This is a genomic window from Ramlibacter agri, assembly GCF_012927085.1.
Taxonomy (GTDB): domain Bacteria; phylum Pseudomonadota; class Gammaproteobacteria; order Burkholderiales; family Burkholderiaceae_C; genus Ramlibacter; species Ramlibacter agri.
Map to the genome: position 1 here is coordinate 1,101,032 of NZ_JABBFX010000003.1, position 18,627 is coordinate 1,119,658.

Genomic DNA, 18,627 nt, shown 5'->3' on the forward strand with positions numbered 1-18,627 from the left:
GGACAGAAGCACGCATGGCGCAAAAGGACGAATCCACACCCGGCGGATTGCTGTCCAGGGTGGTGCGGTTCGTCAAGAACCCCACCACGACCTGGGGCGACGACCAGGGGGACACCGACCGCGAGAGCTCGTACTCCAAGCAGATGCTCAAGGAGATGATCGAGCGCAAGCGGCGCAACGACTTCGTGCGCAAGCGCGAGTTCGACATGCTGCGCAAGATGCGGCGCAGCGAGGTGCTGGCAGGGCAGGACGCGATGGCGCGTCCTTCGTTCTTCCAGAGCTCGATGCCCTCCAAGCCGGATGACCGCGCCACCACGCTGAAGAAGATCGACGAGATCGAGGCGCAGATGTCCATGCAGTGGTGGAAGACCAAGCATGGCGGCACGCAGGCCGGCGGCGTGAGCGGCTTCGCGGTGTCCTCGCACATGCCGCCCGACCAGATGCGCCAGGCTGGCGTCGCTGCGCCGGCGGCCACGAGCTATTCGCGCACCTCGCCGCAGCCGCTGACTGATGCGGTGATCCCCGCCGATGCGGCTTCCGGCCTCGGCGCCGTCCCGCCCGACGCCACGACGCAGAACCTGGGCCTGGTGCCGGAACGCGAAGGCACGCGCGAACTGCCGCCGCTGGAATTCTCTTCTTCCGTCAAGCAGCCGCTCGCGGCCACGCAGCCTCCCGCGCCCGCGGCGCGTGCCCCGCAGCGCGGCGCGCCGGTGCCCCCGCGCGCGGCCGCGCCCGTGCCTGCACCCGCGCCTTCGAGCAAGCAGGACGGCCCGCCCAGCGGTCCGCCCAGCAGCATCTTCTCGCTGTCCAAGCAGGACGCGATCGAGATCGAGGAATTCGCGCACGACCCCGAGCTGGAGGAAGCCTCGATCCGCTTCGCCAATGGCGACGACGAGGGCGCCGAAGCGGGCCTGCTGGACGTGCTGGGCCCCGCCGGCACGCGCGTGAACCACGAGGAGACCTGGCTCACGCTGTTCGACCTGTACCGCGCCTCCGGCAAGCAGGATCGCTACGAGCCGGCCGCGATCGAGTTCGCCAGCCGCTTCGGCCGCTCGGCGCCGCAGTGGTTCTCGCTGCCCGAGATCGTGGGCCGCATGAACTCGCCGGCGCAGCAGGCCGCCGCGAGCGGCGCGAACATCGCCGACTGGACGTCGCCCGCGGTCTTCGGCACGCAGACCGTCGCCGCCATGAACGCGGCGCTGGCCAAGGCGCAGCAGCCCTGGCGCCTGAACTGGAGCAAGCTCACCACGCTGGCCGAAGCCGCCGTGGAGCCGCTGACCAAGCTGTTCACGCAGTGGGCGGGCCAGACGGTGCAACTGCGCTTCATCGGCGCCGACAACCTGGACCGCGTGCTGCGCGATGCCACGCCTTCAGGCGACCGCAACGTCGCCGCCGCCTGGTGGAAGCTGCGCATGGAGTTCCTGCGCGTGATCCACCGGCCCGACGAATTCGAGCTGGTGGCGCTGGACTACTGCGTGACCTACGAGGTCTCGCCGCCGTCGTGGGACAGCTCGCGCTGCGAATACAAGCCGCTGCAGGCCGACGGCACCTATGCCGGCGGCCACACCATCGTCGGCGAGTCGGTGATGTCCAGCATCCTCACCGGCTATGGCGACAGCCAGGCGCCGGGCATGACGTCGCAGCTGTCCACGGTGGCGACCGTCGAGCTTTCCGGGCTGATCCTCGGGGACGGCAAGGAAGCGCTGGACGTGCTGGACGCCAAGCTCGGCGAAGCCGACGTGATGGTGATCTCCTGCGCGCGCCTGATGCGCATCGACTTCACCGCCGCCGGCACGCTGCTGAACTGGGTGACCGCGCGCGTGGCCGAAGGCCGGCAAGTGCAGTTCATCGAAGTGCACCGCCTCGTCGCCGCGTTCTTCAACGTCATCGGCATCAGCGAGCACGCCCGCGTGGGCATGCGCAACGAGTAACGCTCTCGCCATCCCCGCGCGAGCGGGGACCCAGGGCGTTCTTGCAATTCCCCTCGGAAGCCCCAAGCTGCTGGGGCTATGGAACAATTTCACGGAACGACCATCGTCAGCGTGCGCCGGCAGTTGCCGGATGGACGCTGGCAGGTGGCCATTGGCGGCGATGGGCAGGTGACCCTGGGCAACATCGTCGTCAAGGGCACGGCCCGCAAGGTGCGCAAGCTCTACCACGACAAGGTGCTGGCCGGTTTCGCCGGCGCCACCGCCGATGCCTTCACGCTGTTCGAGCGCTTCGAAGGCAAGCTGGAGAAGCACCAGGGCCATCTGGTCCGCGCCGCGATCGAGCTCACCAAGGACTGGCGCACCGACCGCGTGCTGCGCCGGCTCGAAGCGATGTTGGCGGTGGCCGACCGCGAGTCGTCGCTCATCATCACCGGCAACGGCGACGTGCTGGAGCCGGAGCAGGGCATCGTCTCCATCGGTTCCGGCGGCGGCTACGCGCAGGCCGCGGCCAAGGCCCTCCTGGACAACACCGAACTCGGTGCCCGTGACGTCGTCAAGAAGTCGCTGGAGATCGCCGGCGCCCTGTGCATCTACACCAACATGAACCACACGATCGAGGTGTTGGAATGAGCAGCATGACGCCCCAGGAGATCGTGTCGGAGCTGGACCGCCACATCGTGGGCCAGAAGGACGCCAAGCGCGCAGTAGCCATCGCGCTGCGCAACCGCTGGCGCCGCCAGCAGGTGGACGAGAAGCTGCGCTTCGAGATCACGCCGAAGAACATCCTGATGATCGGCCCCACCGGCGTCGGCAAGACCGAGATCGCGCGGCGGCTGGCGCGCTTGGCCGATGCGCCCTTCATCAAGGTGGAAGCGACCAAGTTCACCGAGGTCGGCTACGTCGGCAAGGACGTCGACTCCATCGTGCGCGACCTGGCCGAGATGGCCGTCAAGCAGACCCGCGTGGACGAGATGCGCAAGGTGCGCGCCCGCGCCGAGGACGCGGCCGAGGAGCGCGTGCTGAACGCGCTGATCCCGCCCGCGCGCGGCGAGGAGCCCGCGGGCGACAGCGCGACCCGCCAGGTCTTCCGCAAGAAGCTGCGCCAGGGCGAACTGGACGACAAGGACATCGACATCGAAGTCGCCGAGCCGAAGGCGCAACTGGAGATCATGGGGCCGCCCGGCATGGAAGAAATGACCGAGCAATTGCGCGGCATGTTCAGCCAGGTGGGCGGCGCGCGCCGCAAGTCGCGCAAGCTCAGGATCCGCGAGGCGATGAAGCTGCTGGTGGAAGAGGAAGCGGCCGGCCTGGTGAACGAGGAAGAGATCCGTGCCGCCGCCATCCAGAACGCCGAGCAGAACGGCATCGTCTTCATCGACGAGATTGACAAGGTGGCGTCGCGCAGCGAAGCCTCGGGCGCCGACGTCTCGCGCCAGGGCGTGCAGCGCGACCTGCTGCCGCTGGTGGAAGGCACGACGGTGTCCACCAAGTACGGCCCGATCAAGACCGACCACATCCTGTTCATCGCGAGCGGCGCCTTCCACCTGTCCAAGCCCAGCGACCTCATTCCCGAACTGCAGGGCCGCTTCCCGATCCGCGTCGAGCTGGGCTCGCTGTCGGTGCAGGACTTCGAAGCCATCCTCACGACCACGCATGCCTCGCTGGTCAAGCAGTACGAGGCGCTGCTGGCCACCGAGAACGTGAAGCTGGAGTTCACGCCGGAGGGCATCACGCGCCTGGCGCAGATCGCCTACGACGTGAACGAGCGCACCGAGAACATCGGCGCCCGGCGCCTCTCCACCGTCATGGAAAGGCTGCTGGACGAGGTGAGCTTCGAAGCCACCAGGCTCGAGGGCCAGACGGTGACCGTGGACGGCGCTTACGTGGACGCGCGGCTGAAGGAACTCAGCCGGGATGAGGACTTGTCCCGATACATCCTCTGACGCGCGCTCAAGGAACACATGCAGAGCACCACGTAAGTGCTTGCTGCGCAAAGGAATTCGGAGGCCTCGGCCTCCGAAGTCGTTTCTAAGTCCTTGATTTCATTGCCAAAAATTACCGGAGCCCGCTTGCGCCTCTGCGGTTTCCTGCTACAGTGCAAAAAAGTGCAATTAGGTGGTGGAAAGTGGGCTCAAGGCCCGTTCTCAATCCGTTCGTAGCAGTGAGGTTCAAACAAGGTGTTCCAGGGCGCGTCGTCGCTGAGTCTCGATGCCAAGGGTCGGCTTTCCATGCCGACCCGGCATCGCGACGTCCTGGCCGCCACGGCAGCGAACCAGCTCACCATCACCAAGCACCCGCATGGCTGCCTGATGATCTTCCCGCGGCCGGAATGGGAAAAATTTCGTGAACGCATCGCGGCGCTCCCCATGAGTGCCCAGTGGTGGAAGAGAATCTTCCTGGGCAACGCGATGGACGTGGAGCTCGATGGCACGGGCCGCATGCTCGTCTCGCCCGAACTGCGGGCGGCAGCGGGCATAGCCAAGGACGTGATGCTGCTCGGGATGGGCAACAACTTCGAGCTCTGGGACAAGGCGACTTACGAGGCCAAGGAGGCCGAGGCGATGCAAGCGGGGATGCCCGAGGCCTTCCAGGACTTTTCATTCTGAGAGCGAGCGGTGGCAGGCGAATGGCAACACACCACCGTCTTGTTGAACGAAGCAGTCGACGCCCTCGTCACCAAGCCGGATGGAAACTACGTAGACGCGACCTTCGGTCGCGGCGGGCACTCGCGCCTGCTGCTTTCGCAGCTGGACGAGCGGGGCCGGCTCATTGCTTTCGACAAGGACCCCGAAGCGGTCGCGGTGGGCAATGCCATCGAGGACCCGCGCTTCGAGATCCGGCACCAGGGCTTCGCGGCCCTGGGCGAGCTGGAAGCGGGCAGCGTCACCGGCATCCTGATGGACCTGGGCGTGAGCTCGCCGCAGATCGACAACCCCGCGCGCGGCTTCTCGTTCCGCGGCGACGGGCCTCTGGACATGCGCATGGACCCGACGCGCGGCACGAGCGCGGCGGACTGGCTGGCCACCGCGTCGGTGGCGCAGATGGCGGAGGTGATCCGTGACTATGGCGAAGAACGGTTTGCTGTTCAGATTGCAAAGGCGGTTGCAGCTCGCCGACAGGAACGGGGCCCTCTTGCAACCACCTCCGAGCTGGCCGAACTCGTGGCTCGTACGGTCAAAACCCGCGAGCCGGGCCAGGACCCTGCAACGCGCACATTTCAGGCTCTTCGGATTTTCGTCAACGCCGAGCTTGAAGAGCTGCAGGCGGCACTCGAGGCCAGCCTGAACGTGCTGGCACCGCAAGGCCGCCTGGTGGTGATCAGCTTCCACTCGCTGGAAGACCGGATCGTCAAGCAATTCATCGCGAAGCATTCCCGCGAGGAGTTCGACCGCCGCGCGCCCTTTGCCGCCCCGAAGCCCACGAAGCTGAAGTCGCTGGAGCGGGTGAAGCCCACCGCCGCCGAAGTGCAGGCCAACCCGCGTTCGCGCAGCGCCATCATGCGCGTGGCCGAACGGACGGAGGTGCTGTGATCCTGCGCGTGAACCTGCTGCTGCTCGTCGCCGTCATCGCCAGTGCGCTGTACCTGGTGCGGGTGCAGTACGAGTCGCGCGCGCTCTATGCCGAGATCGACAAGGCGCACTCCGAGGCGCGCAAGCTCGAAGTGGAGAACGAGCGGCTGCAGGTGGAAAAGCGCGAGCAGGCGACGCCGGCGCGGGTGGAAAAGCTCGCACGCGAGCAACTGCAGATGCGCGCGGCCACGCCCGCGATCACGCAGTACGTCACGCTCAAGGGCGTGGCGAAGGAGCCGCAACCATGAAGCGGGCTCCTTCGGTCACCTACGCCTCCAGCCCGCTGCTGGCCAGCCGCACGCCGGTGTGGCGCAGCAAGCTGATCGTGGCCGGCATCGCCCTCGGTTTCCTGGGCCTGGCGGGCCGCGCAGCCTGGGTGCAGGTGTTCGCCAACGACTTCTACCTGCACCAGGGCGAAGTGCGCTTCGCCCGCACGCTGGAGCTGCCCGCCAACCGCGGCCGCATCTTCGACCGCAACGGCCTGCTGCTCGCCAGCAGCGTGCCGGTGCCCAGCATCGCCGCCATCCCGGAAGCGATCGACCGCGACCCCGCCAAGCTGGCGCAGCTGGCCAAGGTGCTGCAGATGCCGCTGGCGGAGTTGAACAAGCGGCTGGAGGACGAGGAGCGCAGCTTCGTCTGGCTCAAGCGGCAGGTGGACGACACCGTGTCCAAGCAGGTCGCCGCGCTGGACATCAAGGGCGTGTACGAGCGCAAGGAATACCGCCGCCAGTACCCCGAGGGCGAGGCCGCCGCGCACATCGTCGGCTTCACCAACGTCGAGGACAAGGGCCAGGAAGGCCTGGAGCTCGCCTTCAACAAGGACCTGGCCGGCCGGCCCGGCTCGCGCCGCGTCATCAAGGACCGCCTGGGCCGCATCGTCGAGGACGTGCGCGAACAGGTGCCGCCGGTGGACGGCAAGGACCTGCAGCTGTCGATCGACAGCAAGGTGCAGTTCTTCGCCTACCAGCAGCTGCGCGACTCGGTGCTGCAGAACAAGGCCAAGGCAGGCAGCGCCGTGGTGCTGGACGCGCTCACCGGCGAGGTGCTGGCGCTGGCCAACTACCCCAGCTACGACCCGGGCCGGCGCGAAAACCTCACCGGCTCGCAGCTGCGCAACCGCGCGCTCACCGACAGCTTCGAGCCCGGCTCCACGATGAAGCCGATCGTGGTGTCGCTGGCGCTGCAGAAGGGCCTGGTCACGCCCGAGACGGTGATCCAGACCAACGGCGGCCACATCACCATCAGCGGCTCGACGATCCACGACGACGGCCCCAGCCAGCAGCTGACCGTCAGCCAGGTGATCCAGAAGTCCAGCAACGTCGGCGCGACCAAGATCGCGCTGCAGATGCCGCCCAAGGACATGTGGGAGATGTACACGGAGCTGGGCTTCGGCCAGCGCCCGCAGGTGCCTTTCCCCGGCGCGGTCAGTGGGCGGCTGCGCCCCTACAAGACCTGGCGCCCGATCGAGCAGGCCACCATGGCCTACGGCTACGGCCTGTCGGTCAGCCTGTTCCAGCTGGCGCATGCCTATGCGGCCTTCGCCCGCGATGGCCAGCTGCCGCCCGTGAGCCTGCTGAAGACCGGCACCGAAGTGGCCGGCGTGCGCGTGTTCGACGAGAAGGTCGCGCAGCAGATGCGCGCCATGCTGCACCTGGTGACGCAGAACGGCGGCACCGCGCCGCGGGCGCAGGTCATGGGCTACTCGGTGGGCGGCAAGACTGGCACCGCGCACAAGCAGGAAGGCCGCGGCTACGCGGCCAACAAGTACCGCGGCGTGTTCGTGGGCATGGCGCCCATCGACAAGCCGCGCATCGTGGTGGCCGTGATGATCGACGAGCCCAGCGCCGGCCGCTACTTCGGCGGCGACGTCGCCGCCCCGGTGTTCAGCGCCGTGACGCAGCAGAGCCTGCGCATCCTGGGCGTGCAGCCGGACATGAACGTGAAGCCGCAGATCGCGGTGGAGCGGGTGGAGGAGTCGTTCTGATGCGCGTCCTCCGCACGCCGCAGGAAGCCGCCGCCTGGCTGGCCAGCCGCCAGGTCGCCGAACTGCATTGCGACAGCCGCAAGGTCGGCGCGGGCGACGGCTTCGTCGCCTGGCCCGGCGCCGCCACCGACGGCCGCAAGTTCGTGCCGACGGCGCTGCAGCAGGGCGCCCGCGCCGTGCTGGTGGAAGCGGCAGGCAGCGAAGCGTTCAATTTCAGCGGCGACACGGTCGCCGCCTACGAGGGCCTGAAGGCCGCCACCGGCCCGATCGCGGCGCTGTTCTACGGCGATCCGAGCCAGGTGCTCGACGTGCTGGCCATCACCGGCACCAACGGCAAGACTTCCACCGCCTGGTGGCTGGCGCAGGCGCTGTCCGCCGCCGGCCTGCCCTGCGGCGTGATCGGCACGCTGGGCGTGGGCCAGCCGCCGAATGTGGAGCACACCGGCCTGACGACGCCGGATCCGGTGCTGCTGCAGCGGCAGTTCCGCAAGTTCCTGCAGCAAGGGCTCAAGGCCTGCGCGATCGAGGCCAGCTCCATCGGCATCGTCGAACGCCGCATGGACGGCATGCGCGTGCGCGTGGCCGGCTTCACCAATTTCACCCAGGACCACCTGGATTACCACGGCAGCATGGAAGCCTACTGGCAGGCGAAGGCGGAGCTGTTCCGCTGGCCTGGCCTGCAGGCCGCGGTGCTGAACGTGGACGACGCCAAGGGCGAGCAACTGGCGTGCGAGCTGCAGGGCCTGGACCTGTGGACCGTCTCCTGCGAGCGCGACGCACGGTTGCGCGCCCTGGACATCGGCTACACCGAGCAGGGCCTGCGCTTCGTGCTCGCCGAAGGCGGCGAGCGGCACGAGCTGCGCACGGGCCTGATCGGCCAGTACAACGTCTCCAACCTGCTGGGCGTCGTGGGGATGATGCGCGCCATCGGCGTGCCGCTGGCGCAGGCGGTGGCGGCTTGCGCGAACCTGCTGCCCGTGCCGGGCCGCATGGAAAGACTCAATGTACCGGGCCAGCCGCTGGTGGCGGTGGATTACGCGCACACGCCCGATGCGCTGGACAAGGGCCTGCAGGCGCTGCGTCCGCTCGCCGCGCAGCGCGGCGGCCAGCTGTGGTGCGTGTTCGGCTGCGGCGGCGACCGCGACGCGACCAAGCGCCCGCTGATGGCCGCGGTGGCGGAGAAGGATGCCGACCGCGTGGTCGTCACCAGCGACAACCCGCGCAGCGAGAAGCCCGAGGCGATCATCAGCCAGATCCTGCTGGGGCTGTCGCACGCGGACGTGGTGGAGGTGCAGGCCGATCGCGCCCGCGCCATCGCCGAAACGGTGGCCGCCGCCGCGCCGCAGGACGTGATCCTGCTGGCCGGCAAGGGCCACGAGGATTACCAGGAGGTCGCGGGCGTGAAGCATGCGTTCTCCGACCAGGCGCACGCGAAGCGTGCACTGGAGGCCCGGAAATGAGCATGTTCACTCTCGAACAAGCGCACAAGTGGCTGCCCGGCTCCGTGCTGCGCGGCGACGCGCGGGCGCAGGTGCAGCGCGTCAACAGCGACACCCGCAGCCTGCAGCCCGGCGACCTGTTCGTCGCGCTGAAGGGCGAGCGCTTCGACGCCAACGACTTCATCGGCGACGCGCTGAACAAGGGTGCCGTGGCGGCGCTGGCGCACCCTGGCCGCATCCCGGCCGGCGGCAACGGCCTGGAAGTGGCGGACACCAAGCTCGCCCTCGGTGCGCTGGCGCGCGCCTGGCGCCGCCAGCACCGGCTGCCGCTGATCGCGGTGACCGGCAGCAACGGCAAGACCACCGTGACGCAGATGATCGCGTCCATCCTGCGCGCCTGGCAGCCGGACCGGCACTTGGCCACGCAGGGCAACCTGAACAACGAGATCGGCCTGCCGCTGACGCTGCTGCGCCTGCAGCCGCATCACTGCGTCGGCGTGATCGAGCTGGGCATGAACCATCCGGGCGAGATCGGCTACCTGTCCGGCGTCGCCGAGCCCACTGTCGCCGTGGTCAACAACGCCCAGCGCGAACACCAGGAATTCATGGCCACCGTGCAGGCGGTGGCCGAGGAAAACGGCAGCGTGTTCAAGGCGCTGCCGGCGGACGGCGTGGCGGTGTTCCCCGCCGGCGACGAGTTCACCGCGCTGTGGACCCGGCTGGCCGCCGGCCGCAAGTGCATGACTTTCGGCGCCGACGCGGACGGCGCCACCATCGGTTTGGCCGGGTCTGAATGGAAAGCCCAGGGGCACTGGGAGGTGGACGCAAAGTCGCCCGCCGGACGTTTGTGCTTCCGACTCCATATCGCCGGCCGCCACAACGTGCGCAACGCCCTGGCCGCCGCGGCTTGCGCCATCGCGGCGGGCGTGCCTGCCTGGGCCGTGGCCAAGGGCCTGGAAAGCTTCGAGCCGGTCAAGGGCCGGTCGCGGGCGCTGGGTGTAACGGTAAGCCAGCGCACGCTCACGCTGGTCGATGACACCTACAATGCCAATCCCGATTCCGCCCGGGCCGCCATCGATGTGTTGGCGGAATTGCCCGGCCCGCGCCTCCTGGTGCTGGGCGACATGGGCGAGGTGGGCAACCAGGGGCCGGCCTTCCACGAGGAGGTGGGCGCCTACGCGCGCGAGCGCGGCATCGAGCAGCTCTTCACTTTGGGTGACCTGGCCGTGTCCATGCAGGGCCGGCATTTCGCCACGATCGACGAACTCAACGCCGCCGTGCTGGCCGCCTTGCCCGCGGTTTCCAGCGTGCTGGTGAAGGGTTCCCGCTTCATGAAGATGGAACGGGTGGTGGAAGCCATCACGGCACGCGCGCAGCAACATACCAAGGAGATTCCCGATGCTGCTTAGCCTGGCCGGATGGCTGCAGACGCTCGGTCCCGAATTCGGCTGGCTGCGGGTGGTGCAGTACCTCACCTTCCGCGCTGTCTTTGCCGCCATGACCGCCCTGATGATCGGCATCGTCGCCGGCCCCTGGGTGATCCGGCGCCTCACCGAACTCAAGATCGGCCAGCCCGTGCGCGGGTATGGCATGCAGTCGCACCTGCAGAAAAGCGGCACGCCCACCATGGGTGGCGTGCTGGTGCTGATGGCCATCGCCATCAGCACGCTGCTGTGGTTCGACCTGACCAACCGCTTCGTCTGGATCGTGCTCGTCGTCACGCTGGGCTTCGGCGCGATCGGCTGGGCCGACGACTGGCGCAAGGTGGTGAACAAGGACCCCGAGGGCATGCCCTCGAAAGAGAAGTACATCTGGCAATCGCTGATCGGCCTGCTGGCGGCGCTGTACCTGGTGTTCAGCATCTCGGAAAGCTCCAACTACCGCGTGATGGAGCTGTTTTTCAAGTGGGTCTGGTCCGGCTTCGACCTGAGCCTGCCGCCCAAGGCCGGCCTGATGCTGCCCTTCTTCAAGGAGATCAGCTATCCGCTGGGCGTGTTCGGCTTCGTGACCATGAGCTACCTCGTGATCGTCGGTTCGAGCAACGCGGTGAACCTGACCGACGGCCTGGATGGCCTGGCGATCATGCCGGTGGTGATGGTGGCCTCGGCGCTGGGCGTGTTCGCGTACGTGACCGGCAGCGCGGTCTACTCCAAGTACCTGCTGCTGCCCTACATCCCGGGCGCCGGCGAGCTGCTGGTGTTCTGCGCTGCGATGGCGGGGGCGGGCCTGGCCTTCCTCTGGTTCAACGCGCATCCGGCCCAGGTGTTCATGGGCGACGTCGGCGCGCTGGCGCTGGGCGGCGCGCTGGGCACGATCGCGGTGATCGTGCGGCAGGAGATCGTGCTGGCCATCATGGGCGGCATCTTCGTCGTCGAGGCGCTGTCGGTGATGGCGCAGGTGATGTACTTCAAGTACACGAAGAAGAAGTACGGCGAGGGCCGGCGCATCCTGAAGATGGCGCCGCTGCACCACCATTTCGAGAAGTCGGGCTGGAAGGAGACGCAGGTGGTCGTGCGTTTCTGGATCATCACGATGCTGCTGTGCCTGATCGGCCTGTCCACGCTGAAGCTGCGCTGATGGAAGAACTGGAACACCAAGCGCAACCCGAAGAGCAGCTGCCGCAGGAGCAGCTGCCGCAGGAGCAGGTGCCGCAGGAGCAACTGCCTGCGGAGCCGGTGCCCGAGGCTGCGGCTCCCGCGGACGCCGAAGGCGAAGCGCCGCCGCCGGTGGTCGCGCCCGAACCGGCGCCGCCGCCGGTGCCGCTGCCGCCCGTGCCCCAGCGCGTGCTGGTGCTGGGTTGCGGCCTCTCCGGCCTGGCGATGGCGCGCTGGTGCGCGAGCCAGGGCTCCGAAGTGGTCGTCGCCGACACGCGCGCCGAGCCGCCGCAGCTGGCGCAACTGCGCGCCGAAGTGCCCGCTGCCCGCTTCGTCAGCGGCGAGTTCAGCGCCGACCTGCTCGAGGGCATGGAGCAGGTGCTGCGCAGCCCCGGCCTGTCGCCGGCGCAAGTGGCCGTCGTCGTGGACGCCGCACGCTCACGCGATATCGCGGTGCGCGGTGAACTGAGCCTCTTCAACGACGCGCTCACGGTGCTGCGCGCGCAGCAGGGCTACCACCCCGCGGTGCTGGCCGTGACCGGCACCAACGGCAAGACGACTGTGACTTCGCTGACCGGCCAGCTGGTCGAGCGCAGCGGCAAGACCGTGGGCGTGGCCGGCAACATCGGGCCGAGCCTGCTGGACACGCTGGCGCAGAAACGCGACGCCGGCGCGCTGCCGCAGGTCTGGGTGCTGGAACTGTCGTCCTTCCAGCTGGAAGGCATCAGCGACTTCGAGCCGACGGCCGCGACCGTCCTCAACATCTCGCAGGACCACCTGGACTGGCACGGCAGCATGGAAGCCTATGCCGCGGCCAAGGCGCGCATCTTCGGCCAGAAGGGCGTGATGGTCCTGAACCGGGACGACCCGGTGGTGCTGAAGATGCTGCCCGCGCCGGTGCGCCTGAAGGGCGGCAAGTATTCGCAGCGCGCCTGCATGACCTTTGGCGGCGACCTGCCGCCGCGGCCGGGCGACTTCGGCCTCGAGGTCGTGCACGGCATGGCCTGGCTGGTGCGCGCGCACGAAGCCGACGAAACCGAGAAGCGCCGCAAGGACGAAGAGCCGGAAATCCACCTGCAGCGCCTGATGCCGGCCGACGCGCTGCGCATCCGCGGCCGCCACAACGCGATCAACGCGCTGTCGGCGCTGGCGCTGGCCACCGCGGCCGGCTGCCAGCTCGCGCCCATGCTGTACGGCCTGCGCGAATACCGCGGCGAGCCGCACCGCGTGGAACCGGTCGGCAGCGTCAACGACATCGAATATTTCGACGACAGCAAGGGCACCAACGTGGGGGCCACGGTTGCCGCGCTGCTGGGCCTGGGCGCCGAGCGCAAGCTGGTCGTCATCCTCGGTGGCGACGGCAAGGGCCAGGACTTCAGCCCGCTGGCCGCGCCGGTGGCGCGCCATGCGCGTGCCGCGGTGCTGATCGGCCGCGATGCGCCGCAGATCCGCGCCGTGCTGGAGCCGGAAGGCGTGCTGCTGCTGGAAGCCGCCAGCATGGAAGAGGCCGTGCGCATGGCGACCGAGCGCGCCCATGCCGGCGACGCCGTGCTGATGTCGCCGGCCTGCGCCAGCTTCGACATGTTCCGCAATTACGAGCACCGTGCGCAGGTCTTCCAGGCCGCCGTGCAGGCGGTGGCGGACGACGCCGGCGCAATGCTGGATGGGAGCGAGGGATGAGCATCGCCGCCGTCCTCGGAAGCTGGACGCGCCGCCGCGACGACGCGGCCCGGCGCCAGGCGCCCGTGGGCCTGCATGCCTTCGACCCCGCGCTGCTGTGGCTCACCGTGGCCCTGCTGGCCTGGGGCCTGGTGATGGTCTATTCCGCATCGATCGCGATGCCGGACAACCCGCGCTTCGGCAACTACGCGCACACCTTCTTCCTGACGCGCCACTCGCTGTTCCTGGTGCTGTCGTTCGCCGCCGGCCTGCTGGCCTTCCAGGTGCCTCTCGCGACCTGGGAGCGCCTGGCGCCGTGGCTGTTCGTCGTCTCGCTGCTGCTGCTGGTGATCGTGCTGATCCCGCACATCGGCAAGGGCGTCAACGGCGCCCGGCGCTGGCTGGCGCTGGGGCCGATCTCGTTCCAGCCTTCCGAGCTCGCCAAGTTCGCGGTGCTGCTCTACGCCGCCAACTACATGGTGCGCAAGATGGAGGTGAAGGAGCGCTTCTTCCGCGCCGTGCTGCCGATGGCCGCCGCGGTGGCCGTCGTCGGCGTGCTGCTGCTGGCCGAGCCCGACATGGGCGCCTTCATGGTGATCGCGGTGATCGCCATGGGCATCCTGTTCCTGGGCGGCGTCAACGCGCGCATGTTCTTCCTGATCGCGACGGTGATGGTGTTCGCCTTCGTGCTGATGATCGCCTTCTCCGACTGGCGGCGCGAACGCATCTTCGCCTACCTCGACCCGTGGAACGACAAGTACACGCTGGGCAAGGGCTACCAGCTGTCGCACTCGCTCATCGCCATCGGCCGCGGCGAGATCTTCGGCGTGGGCCTGGGCGGCAGCGTGGAGAAGCTGCACTGGCTGCCGGAGGCGCACACCGACTTCCTGCTGGCGGTGATCGGCGAGGAATTCGGCCTGGTCGGCGTGCTGACCGTGATCGGCTGCTTCCTCTGGATGACCCGCCGCATCATGCACATCGGCCGCCAAGCGATCGCGCTGGACCGCGTGTTCGCGGGGCTGGTGGCGCAGGGCGTGGGCATCTGGATGGGCTTCCAGGCCTTCATCAACATGGGCGTGAACCTGGGCGCGCTGCCGACCAAGGGGCTGACGCTGCCGCTGATGTCGTATGGCGGCTCCGCGGTGCTGATGAACGTGGTGGCCATCGCGGTGGTGCTGCGCATCGATTTCGAGAACCGCACGCTGATGAAGGGAGGCCGGGCATGACGCGTACGGCCCTCGTCATGGCGGGCGGCACCGGCGGCCACATCTTCCCGGGCCTCGCGGTCGCGGAAGCGCTGCGCGCGCGCGGCTGGGACGTGCACTGGCTGGGCGGCCCCAACAGCATGGAAGCGCAGTTGGTGCCCCCGCGCGGTTTCCCGCTGGAAACCATCGCCTTCGGCGGCGTGCGCGGCAAGGGCATCAAGACCCTGGCCTTGCTGCCGCTGAAGATCCTGCGCGCCTTCTGGCAAAGCCTCCAGGTGGTGCGCCGCGTCAAGCCGAACGTCGTCGTCGGCCTGGGCGGCTACATCACCTTCCCGGGCGGCATGATGAGCGTGCTGCTCGGCAAGCCGCTGGTGCTGCACGAACAGAACTCGGTGGCCGGCATGGCCAACAAGGTGCTGGCCGGCGTCGCCGACCGCGTGTACAGCGCGTTCCCGGAAGCCATCAAGAAGGGCGAGTGGGTCGGCAACCCGCTGCGCGAAGCCTTCATGCGCCAGCCGGCGCCGGAGCAGCGCTTCGCCGGCCGCAGCGGCCCGCTGAAGCTGCTGGTGGTGGGTGGCAGCCTGGGCGCCAAGGCGCTGAATGACATCGTGCCGCAGGCGCTGGCCCGCATTCCCGCGGCGCAGCGCCCGCAGGTGCTGCACCAGAGTGGCGCCAAGCAGATCGACGAGCTGCGCGCCAACTATGCAGCGGCTGGTGTGCAGGCCCAACTGACGCCCTTCATCGACGACACGGCGCAAGCCTTCGCCGAGGCGGACCTCGTGATCTGCCGGGCCGGTGCCAGCACCGTCACCGAGATCGCAGCCGTTGGCGCTGCGGCGCTGTTCGTGCCTTTCCCGCACGCAGTGGACGACCACCAGACCACCAACGCGAAATTCCTGGTCGACGCGGGCGGCGGCTGGCTGCTGCAGCAATCCGCGCTGACTCCCGACAAGCTGGCCACCATGCTGATCACGCTGCAGCGCTCCGAACTGCTGCAGCGCGCGCAGGCGGCCAAGAAGATGCAGAAAACCCAGGCGACCGAACAGATGGTCGCCGCTTGCGAGGCCCTCGCAAAATGAAGCACGCAGTCAAACATATCCACTTCGTGGGGATCGGCGGCGCCGGCATGTCCGGCATCGCGGAGATCCTGCGCAACCTCGGCTACCTCATTTCCGGCTCGGACCTGGCGGACACGCCGGTGCTGCGCCGCCTGGCTTCGCTGGGCATCCAGACCTTCGTCGGCCACGCCGCCGCCAACGTGATCGGCGCCGATGCGGTGGTCACGTCCACCGCGGTGCAGTCCGACAACCCCGAGGTGGTCGCCGCGCGCAAGCGCAAGATCCCCGTGGTGCCGCGCGCCATGATGCTGGCGGAGCTGATGCGCCTGAAGCAGGGCATCGCCATCGCCGGCACGCACGGCAAGACGACCACCACCAGCCTGGTCGCCAGCATCCTGGCCGAAGGCGGGCTGGACCCCACCTTCGTGATCGGCGGCCGCCTGAACAGCGCCGGCGCCAACGCCAAGCTGGGAAGCGGCGACTACATCGTGGTCGAAGCCGACGAATCCGATGCCTCGTTCCTGAACCTGATGCCGGTGATGGCGGTGGTGACGAACATCGACGCCGACCACATGGAGACCTACGGCCACGACTTCGGCAAGCTGAAGAAGGCCTTCCTGGAGTTCCTGCACCGCATGCCTTTCTACGGCACCGCGATCCTGTGCGTGGAAGACGAGGCGGTGCGCTCCATCATTCCCGAAGTGCAGTGCCCGGTCACCACCTACGGCTTCAACGAGGAAGCGCAGGTGCGCGCCGTGGACGTGAAGGCGGTCGGCACGCAGATGCACTTCACCGTGCAGCGCCGCAACGGCGTCACGCTGCCGGACATGCACGTGAAGCTGAATCTGGTGGGCATGCACAACGTGCTGAACGCCCTGTCGGCGATCGCGGTGGCGGTGGAACTGAACATCCCCGACGACGCGGTCGTGAAGGCGCTGGGCGAATTCCGCGGCGTCGGCCGCCGCTTCCAGGGCTACGGCGACGTCAAGGTGCCGGAAGCCAATGGCGGCGGCAAGTTCACCGTGATCGAAGACTACGGCCACCACCCGGTGGAGATGGCCGCGACCCTGGCCGCGGCGCGCGGCGCCTTCCCGGGCCGCCGCATCGTGCTGGCCTTCCAGCCGCACCGCTACACGCGCACGCGCGACTGCTTCGAGGATTTCGTCAAGGTCCTGGGCAGCGCCGACAGCGTGCTGCTGGCCGAGGTCTATTCGGCCGGCGAGGAACCCATCGTGGCTGCCGACGGCCGCTCGCTGGCGCGCGCCGTGCGCGTGGCCGGCAAGGTGGAGCCGCAGTTCGTGGGCGACATCGCGACGATGCCGGACGCGGTGCTGGACATGGCGCGTGACGGCGACGTGGTGATGTTCATGGGCGCCGGCTCCATCGGCGGCGTGCCGGCCAAGGTGGTCGATGCTGGAGGTGCCGCATGACCATTCACCAGGACTTCGGGAAAGTGGCCGTCCTCATGGGCGGCAAGTCGGCGGAGCGCGAGGTCTCGCTGATGTCCGGCAGCGGCGTGCTGAAGGCGCTGCAGTCCAAGGGCGTGGACGCCCACGCCTTCGACCCGGCGGAGCGCAACCTGTCGGAGCTGAAGAAGAAGGGCTTCCAGCGCTGCTTCATCGCGCTGCACGGCCGCTTCGGCGAGGACGGCACGGTGCAGGGCGCGCTGGAGCTGCTCGGCATCCCGTACACCGGCTCCGGCGTGATGGCTTCGTCGATCTCGATCGACAAGGTCATGACCAAGCGGGTCTGGCTGGCCGAAGGCATCCCGACGCCCAAGTACCAGCTGCTGCGGCGCGGCGCCTACCAGCGCGAGCAGCTGATGAAGGTCCCGGACGACCTGGGCCTGCCGCTGATCGTGAAGCCGGCGCGCGAAGGTTCCTCCATCGGCGTGGCCAAGGTGCAGGGCTACTCGGAAGTGCAGGGCGCGGTGGACGCCGCCGCGGCGCTGGACGCCGACGTGCTGTGCGAGCAGTTCGTGGCCGGCGACGAAGTGACCTGCCCGATCCTGGGCACCGGGGACAGCGCCCGCGCGCTGCCGGTGATCCGCATCGTGGCGCCGGAAGGCAACTACGACTACCAGAACAAGTACTTCACCGATGACACCAAGTACCTGGTGCCCAGCGGCCTGCCCGAAGGCGAGGAAGCGGCGATCCAGGACCTGGTGCTGAAGGCATACCGCGTGCTGGGCTGCCGCGGCTGGGGCCGCATCGACGTGATGATCGACGCGCAGACCCGCAAGCCTTACCTGCTGGAGATCAACACCTCGCCCGGCATGACCGGCCATTCGCTGGTGCCGATGTCGGCCCGCGCCGCCGGCATCAGCTACGAGGACCTGTGCGTGCAGTTGCTCGCCTCCGCGGCGCTGGACCACGAGGAGGCCGCCAAGGCATGAAGAACGCCCTGCCACAGCCGATGGACGTCAAGCTGATGAACCTCACCTCTTCGGTGCTGTTCGCGGCCTGCGGCCTGCTGCTCGTGGCGGCGCTGGGCTGGTGGCTGCTGCGCAACCCGCTGTTCGCCATCGGCGGCATCACGGTGCAGGGCGAGGTGGCGCACAACAACGTGGCGACCTTGCGGGCCAACGTGCCGCCGCACCTGCGCGGCAACTTCTTCACGGTGGACCTGCAGCAGGCGCGCGCCGTGTTCGAGGCCGTGCCGTGGGTGCGGCAGGCGGTGGTGAAGCGCCAGTTCCCGAACCGGCTGAAGGTGCAGCTGCAGGAGCACCAGGCCGAAGCGCTGTGGGGCGATTCGGATTCGCAGATGGTCAACAGCTTCGGCGAAGTGTTCGAGGCCAACGCCGGCGACGTGGACGACGACGACCTGCCGCGCCTGGCCGGCCCGGAAGGCACGTCGGCGCAGGTGCTGGCGATGTACCAGGGCCTGAAGCCGCTGTTCGAGCCGCTGGACCTGGGCATCGACGAGCTCTCGCTGTCGGGGCGCGGCGCCTGGAACCTGCACCTGGACAGCGGCGCGGTGGTGGAACTGGGACGCGGAACGAACGAGGAAGTGCTGGCCCGCAGCAAGCGTTTCGCGCAGACGCTGACGCAGGTCACGTCGAAGTACGGCCGGCGGCCGGAGGCGCTGGTGACGGCGGACCTGCGGCACGTGGACGGCTATGCGATCAAGTTGAGGGGCGTCGTCACCACGGAAGTGGCGGCCAAGAGGAACTGAGGAAGAGAACGACA

16 protein-coding genes are annotated in these 18,627 nt (G+C 68.5%); all 16 read left to right on the forward strand.

Annotated features, from left to right (window positions below):
- Positions 1–14: 14 nt before the first annotated feature.
- The 16 genes from HHL11_RS29500 to HHL11_RS29575 all read left to right on the forward strand — a co-directional run bounded on the left by HHL11_RS29500 (position 15) and on the right by HHL11_RS29575 (position 18,613).
- Positions 15–1,931, forward strand: coding sequence for an STAS domain-containing protein (locus tag HHL11_RS29500; protein WP_169422174.1), 1,917 nt, complete (start codon positions 15–17; stop codon positions 1,929–1,931).
- 78 nt (positions 1,932–2,009) lie between these two features.
- Complete coding sequence (gene hslV / locus HHL11_RS29505; RefSeq protein WP_169422175.1) at positions 2,010–2,561, forward strand: ATP-dependent protease subunit HslV; 552 nt, start codon at positions 2,010–2,012, stop codon at positions 2,559–2,561.
- Complete coding sequence (hslU, locus tag HHL11_RS29510; protein WP_169422176.1) at positions 2,558–3,874, forward strand: ATP-dependent protease ATPase subunit HslU; 1,317 nt, start codon at positions 2,558–2,560, stop codon at positions 3,872–3,874. Before hslV ends, hslU begins: the two co-directional genes overlap by 4 nt.
- 234 nt (positions 3,875–4,108) lie before the next feature.
- Positions 4,109–4,537, forward strand: a complete 429-nt coding sequence (gene mraZ / locus HHL11_RS29515; RefSeq protein ID WP_169422177.1) for a division/cell wall cluster transcriptional repressor MraZ — start codon at positions 4,109–4,111, stop codon at positions 4,535–4,537.
- A 9-nt stretch (positions 4,538–4,546) separates the two neighbouring features.
- Positions 4,547–5,461 (forward strand): 16S rRNA (cytosine(1402)-N(4))-methyltransferase RsmH, encoded by a 915-nt coding sequence (gene rsmH, locus HHL11_RS29520; protein WP_169422178.1) that lies wholly within the window; start codon positions 4,547–4,549, stop codon positions 5,459–5,461.
- Positions 5,461–5,748: a cell division protein FtsL gene (gene ftsL, locus HHL11_RS29525; protein ID WP_169422323.1), complete on the forward strand. Its 288-nt coding sequence runs from the start codon at positions 5,461–5,463 to the stop codon at positions 5,746–5,748. The genes rsmH and ftsL overlap by 1 nt, the downstream gene beginning before the upstream one ends.
- Positions 5,745–7,484, forward strand: a complete 1,740-nt coding sequence (locus HHL11_RS29530) for a peptidoglycan D,D-transpeptidase FtsI family protein (RefSeq protein WP_169422179.1) — start codon at positions 5,745–5,747, stop codon at positions 7,482–7,484. The genes ftsL and HHL11_RS29530 overlap by 4 nt, the downstream gene beginning before the upstream one ends.
- Positions 7,484–8,944 (forward strand): UDP-N-acetylmuramoyl-L-alanyl-D-glutamate--2,6-diaminopimelate ligase, encoded by a 1,461-nt coding sequence (locus tag HHL11_RS29535; protein ID WP_169422180.1) that lies wholly within the window; start codon positions 7,484–7,486, stop codon positions 8,942–8,944. The genes HHL11_RS29530 and HHL11_RS29535 overlap by 1 nt, the downstream gene beginning before the upstream one ends.
- A 2-nt stretch (positions 8,945–8,946) precedes the next feature.
- On the forward strand, positions 8,947–10,332 hold the full coding sequence (locus HHL11_RS29540; RefSeq protein ID WP_169422324.1) for a UDP-N-acetylmuramoyl-tripeptide--D-alanyl-D-alanine ligase: 1,386 nt from the start codon (positions 8,947–8,949) through the stop codon (positions 10,330–10,332).
- Positions 10,322–11,500: a phospho-N-acetylmuramoyl-pentapeptide-transferase gene (gene mraY, locus HHL11_RS29545; protein ID WP_169422181.1), complete on the forward strand. Its 1,179-nt coding sequence runs from the start codon at positions 10,322–10,324 to the stop codon at positions 11,498–11,500. Before HHL11_RS29540 ends, mraY begins: the two co-directional genes overlap by 11 nt.
- Positions 11,500–13,197 carry a UDP-N-acetylmuramoyl-L-alanine--D-glutamate ligase gene (gene murD, locus HHL11_RS29550; protein ID WP_169422182.1) on the forward strand — a complete coding sequence of 566 codons (1,698 nt, stop codon included), beginning with the start codon at positions 11,500–11,502 and terminating at the stop codon, positions 13,195–13,197. Before mraY ends, murD begins: the two co-directional genes overlap by 1 nt.
- Positions 13,194–14,402 carry a putative lipid II flippase FtsW gene (ftsW, locus tag HHL11_RS29555; RefSeq protein ID WP_169422183.1) on the forward strand — a complete coding sequence of 403 codons (1,209 nt, stop codon included), beginning with the start codon at positions 13,194–13,196 and terminating at the stop codon, positions 14,400–14,402. The genes murD and ftsW overlap by 4 nt, the downstream gene beginning before the upstream one ends.
- Positions 14,399–15,460 carry an undecaprenyldiphospho-muramoylpentapeptide beta-N-acetylglucosaminyltransferase gene (gene murG, locus HHL11_RS29560; protein ID WP_169422184.1) on the forward strand — a complete coding sequence of 354 codons (1,062 nt, stop codon included), beginning with the start codon at positions 14,399–14,401 and terminating at the stop codon, positions 15,458–15,460. Before ftsW ends, murG begins: the two co-directional genes overlap by 4 nt.
- Positions 15,457–16,869 carry a UDP-N-acetylmuramate--L-alanine ligase gene (murC, locus tag HHL11_RS29565; RefSeq protein ID WP_169422185.1) on the forward strand — a complete coding sequence of 471 codons (1,413 nt, stop codon included), beginning with the start codon at positions 15,457–15,459 and terminating at the stop codon, positions 16,867–16,869. The genes murG and murC overlap by 4 nt, the downstream gene beginning before the upstream one ends.
- Positions 16,866–17,834 carry a D-alanine--D-alanine ligase gene (locus HHL11_RS29570; protein ID WP_169422186.1) on the forward strand — a complete coding sequence of 323 codons (969 nt, stop codon included), beginning with the start codon at positions 16,866–16,868 and terminating at the stop codon, positions 17,832–17,834. The genes murC and HHL11_RS29570 overlap by 4 nt, the downstream gene beginning before the upstream one ends.
- The gene (locus HHL11_RS29575) at positions 17,831–18,613 is read left to right on the forward strand and encodes a cell division protein FtsQ/DivIB (RefSeq protein WP_169422187.1); all 783 of its coding nucleotides are present in this window, start codon (positions 17,831–17,833) and stop codon (positions 18,611–18,613) included. Before HHL11_RS29570 ends, HHL11_RS29575 begins: the two co-directional genes overlap by 4 nt.
- Positions 18,614–18,627 lie beyond the last annotated feature (14 nt).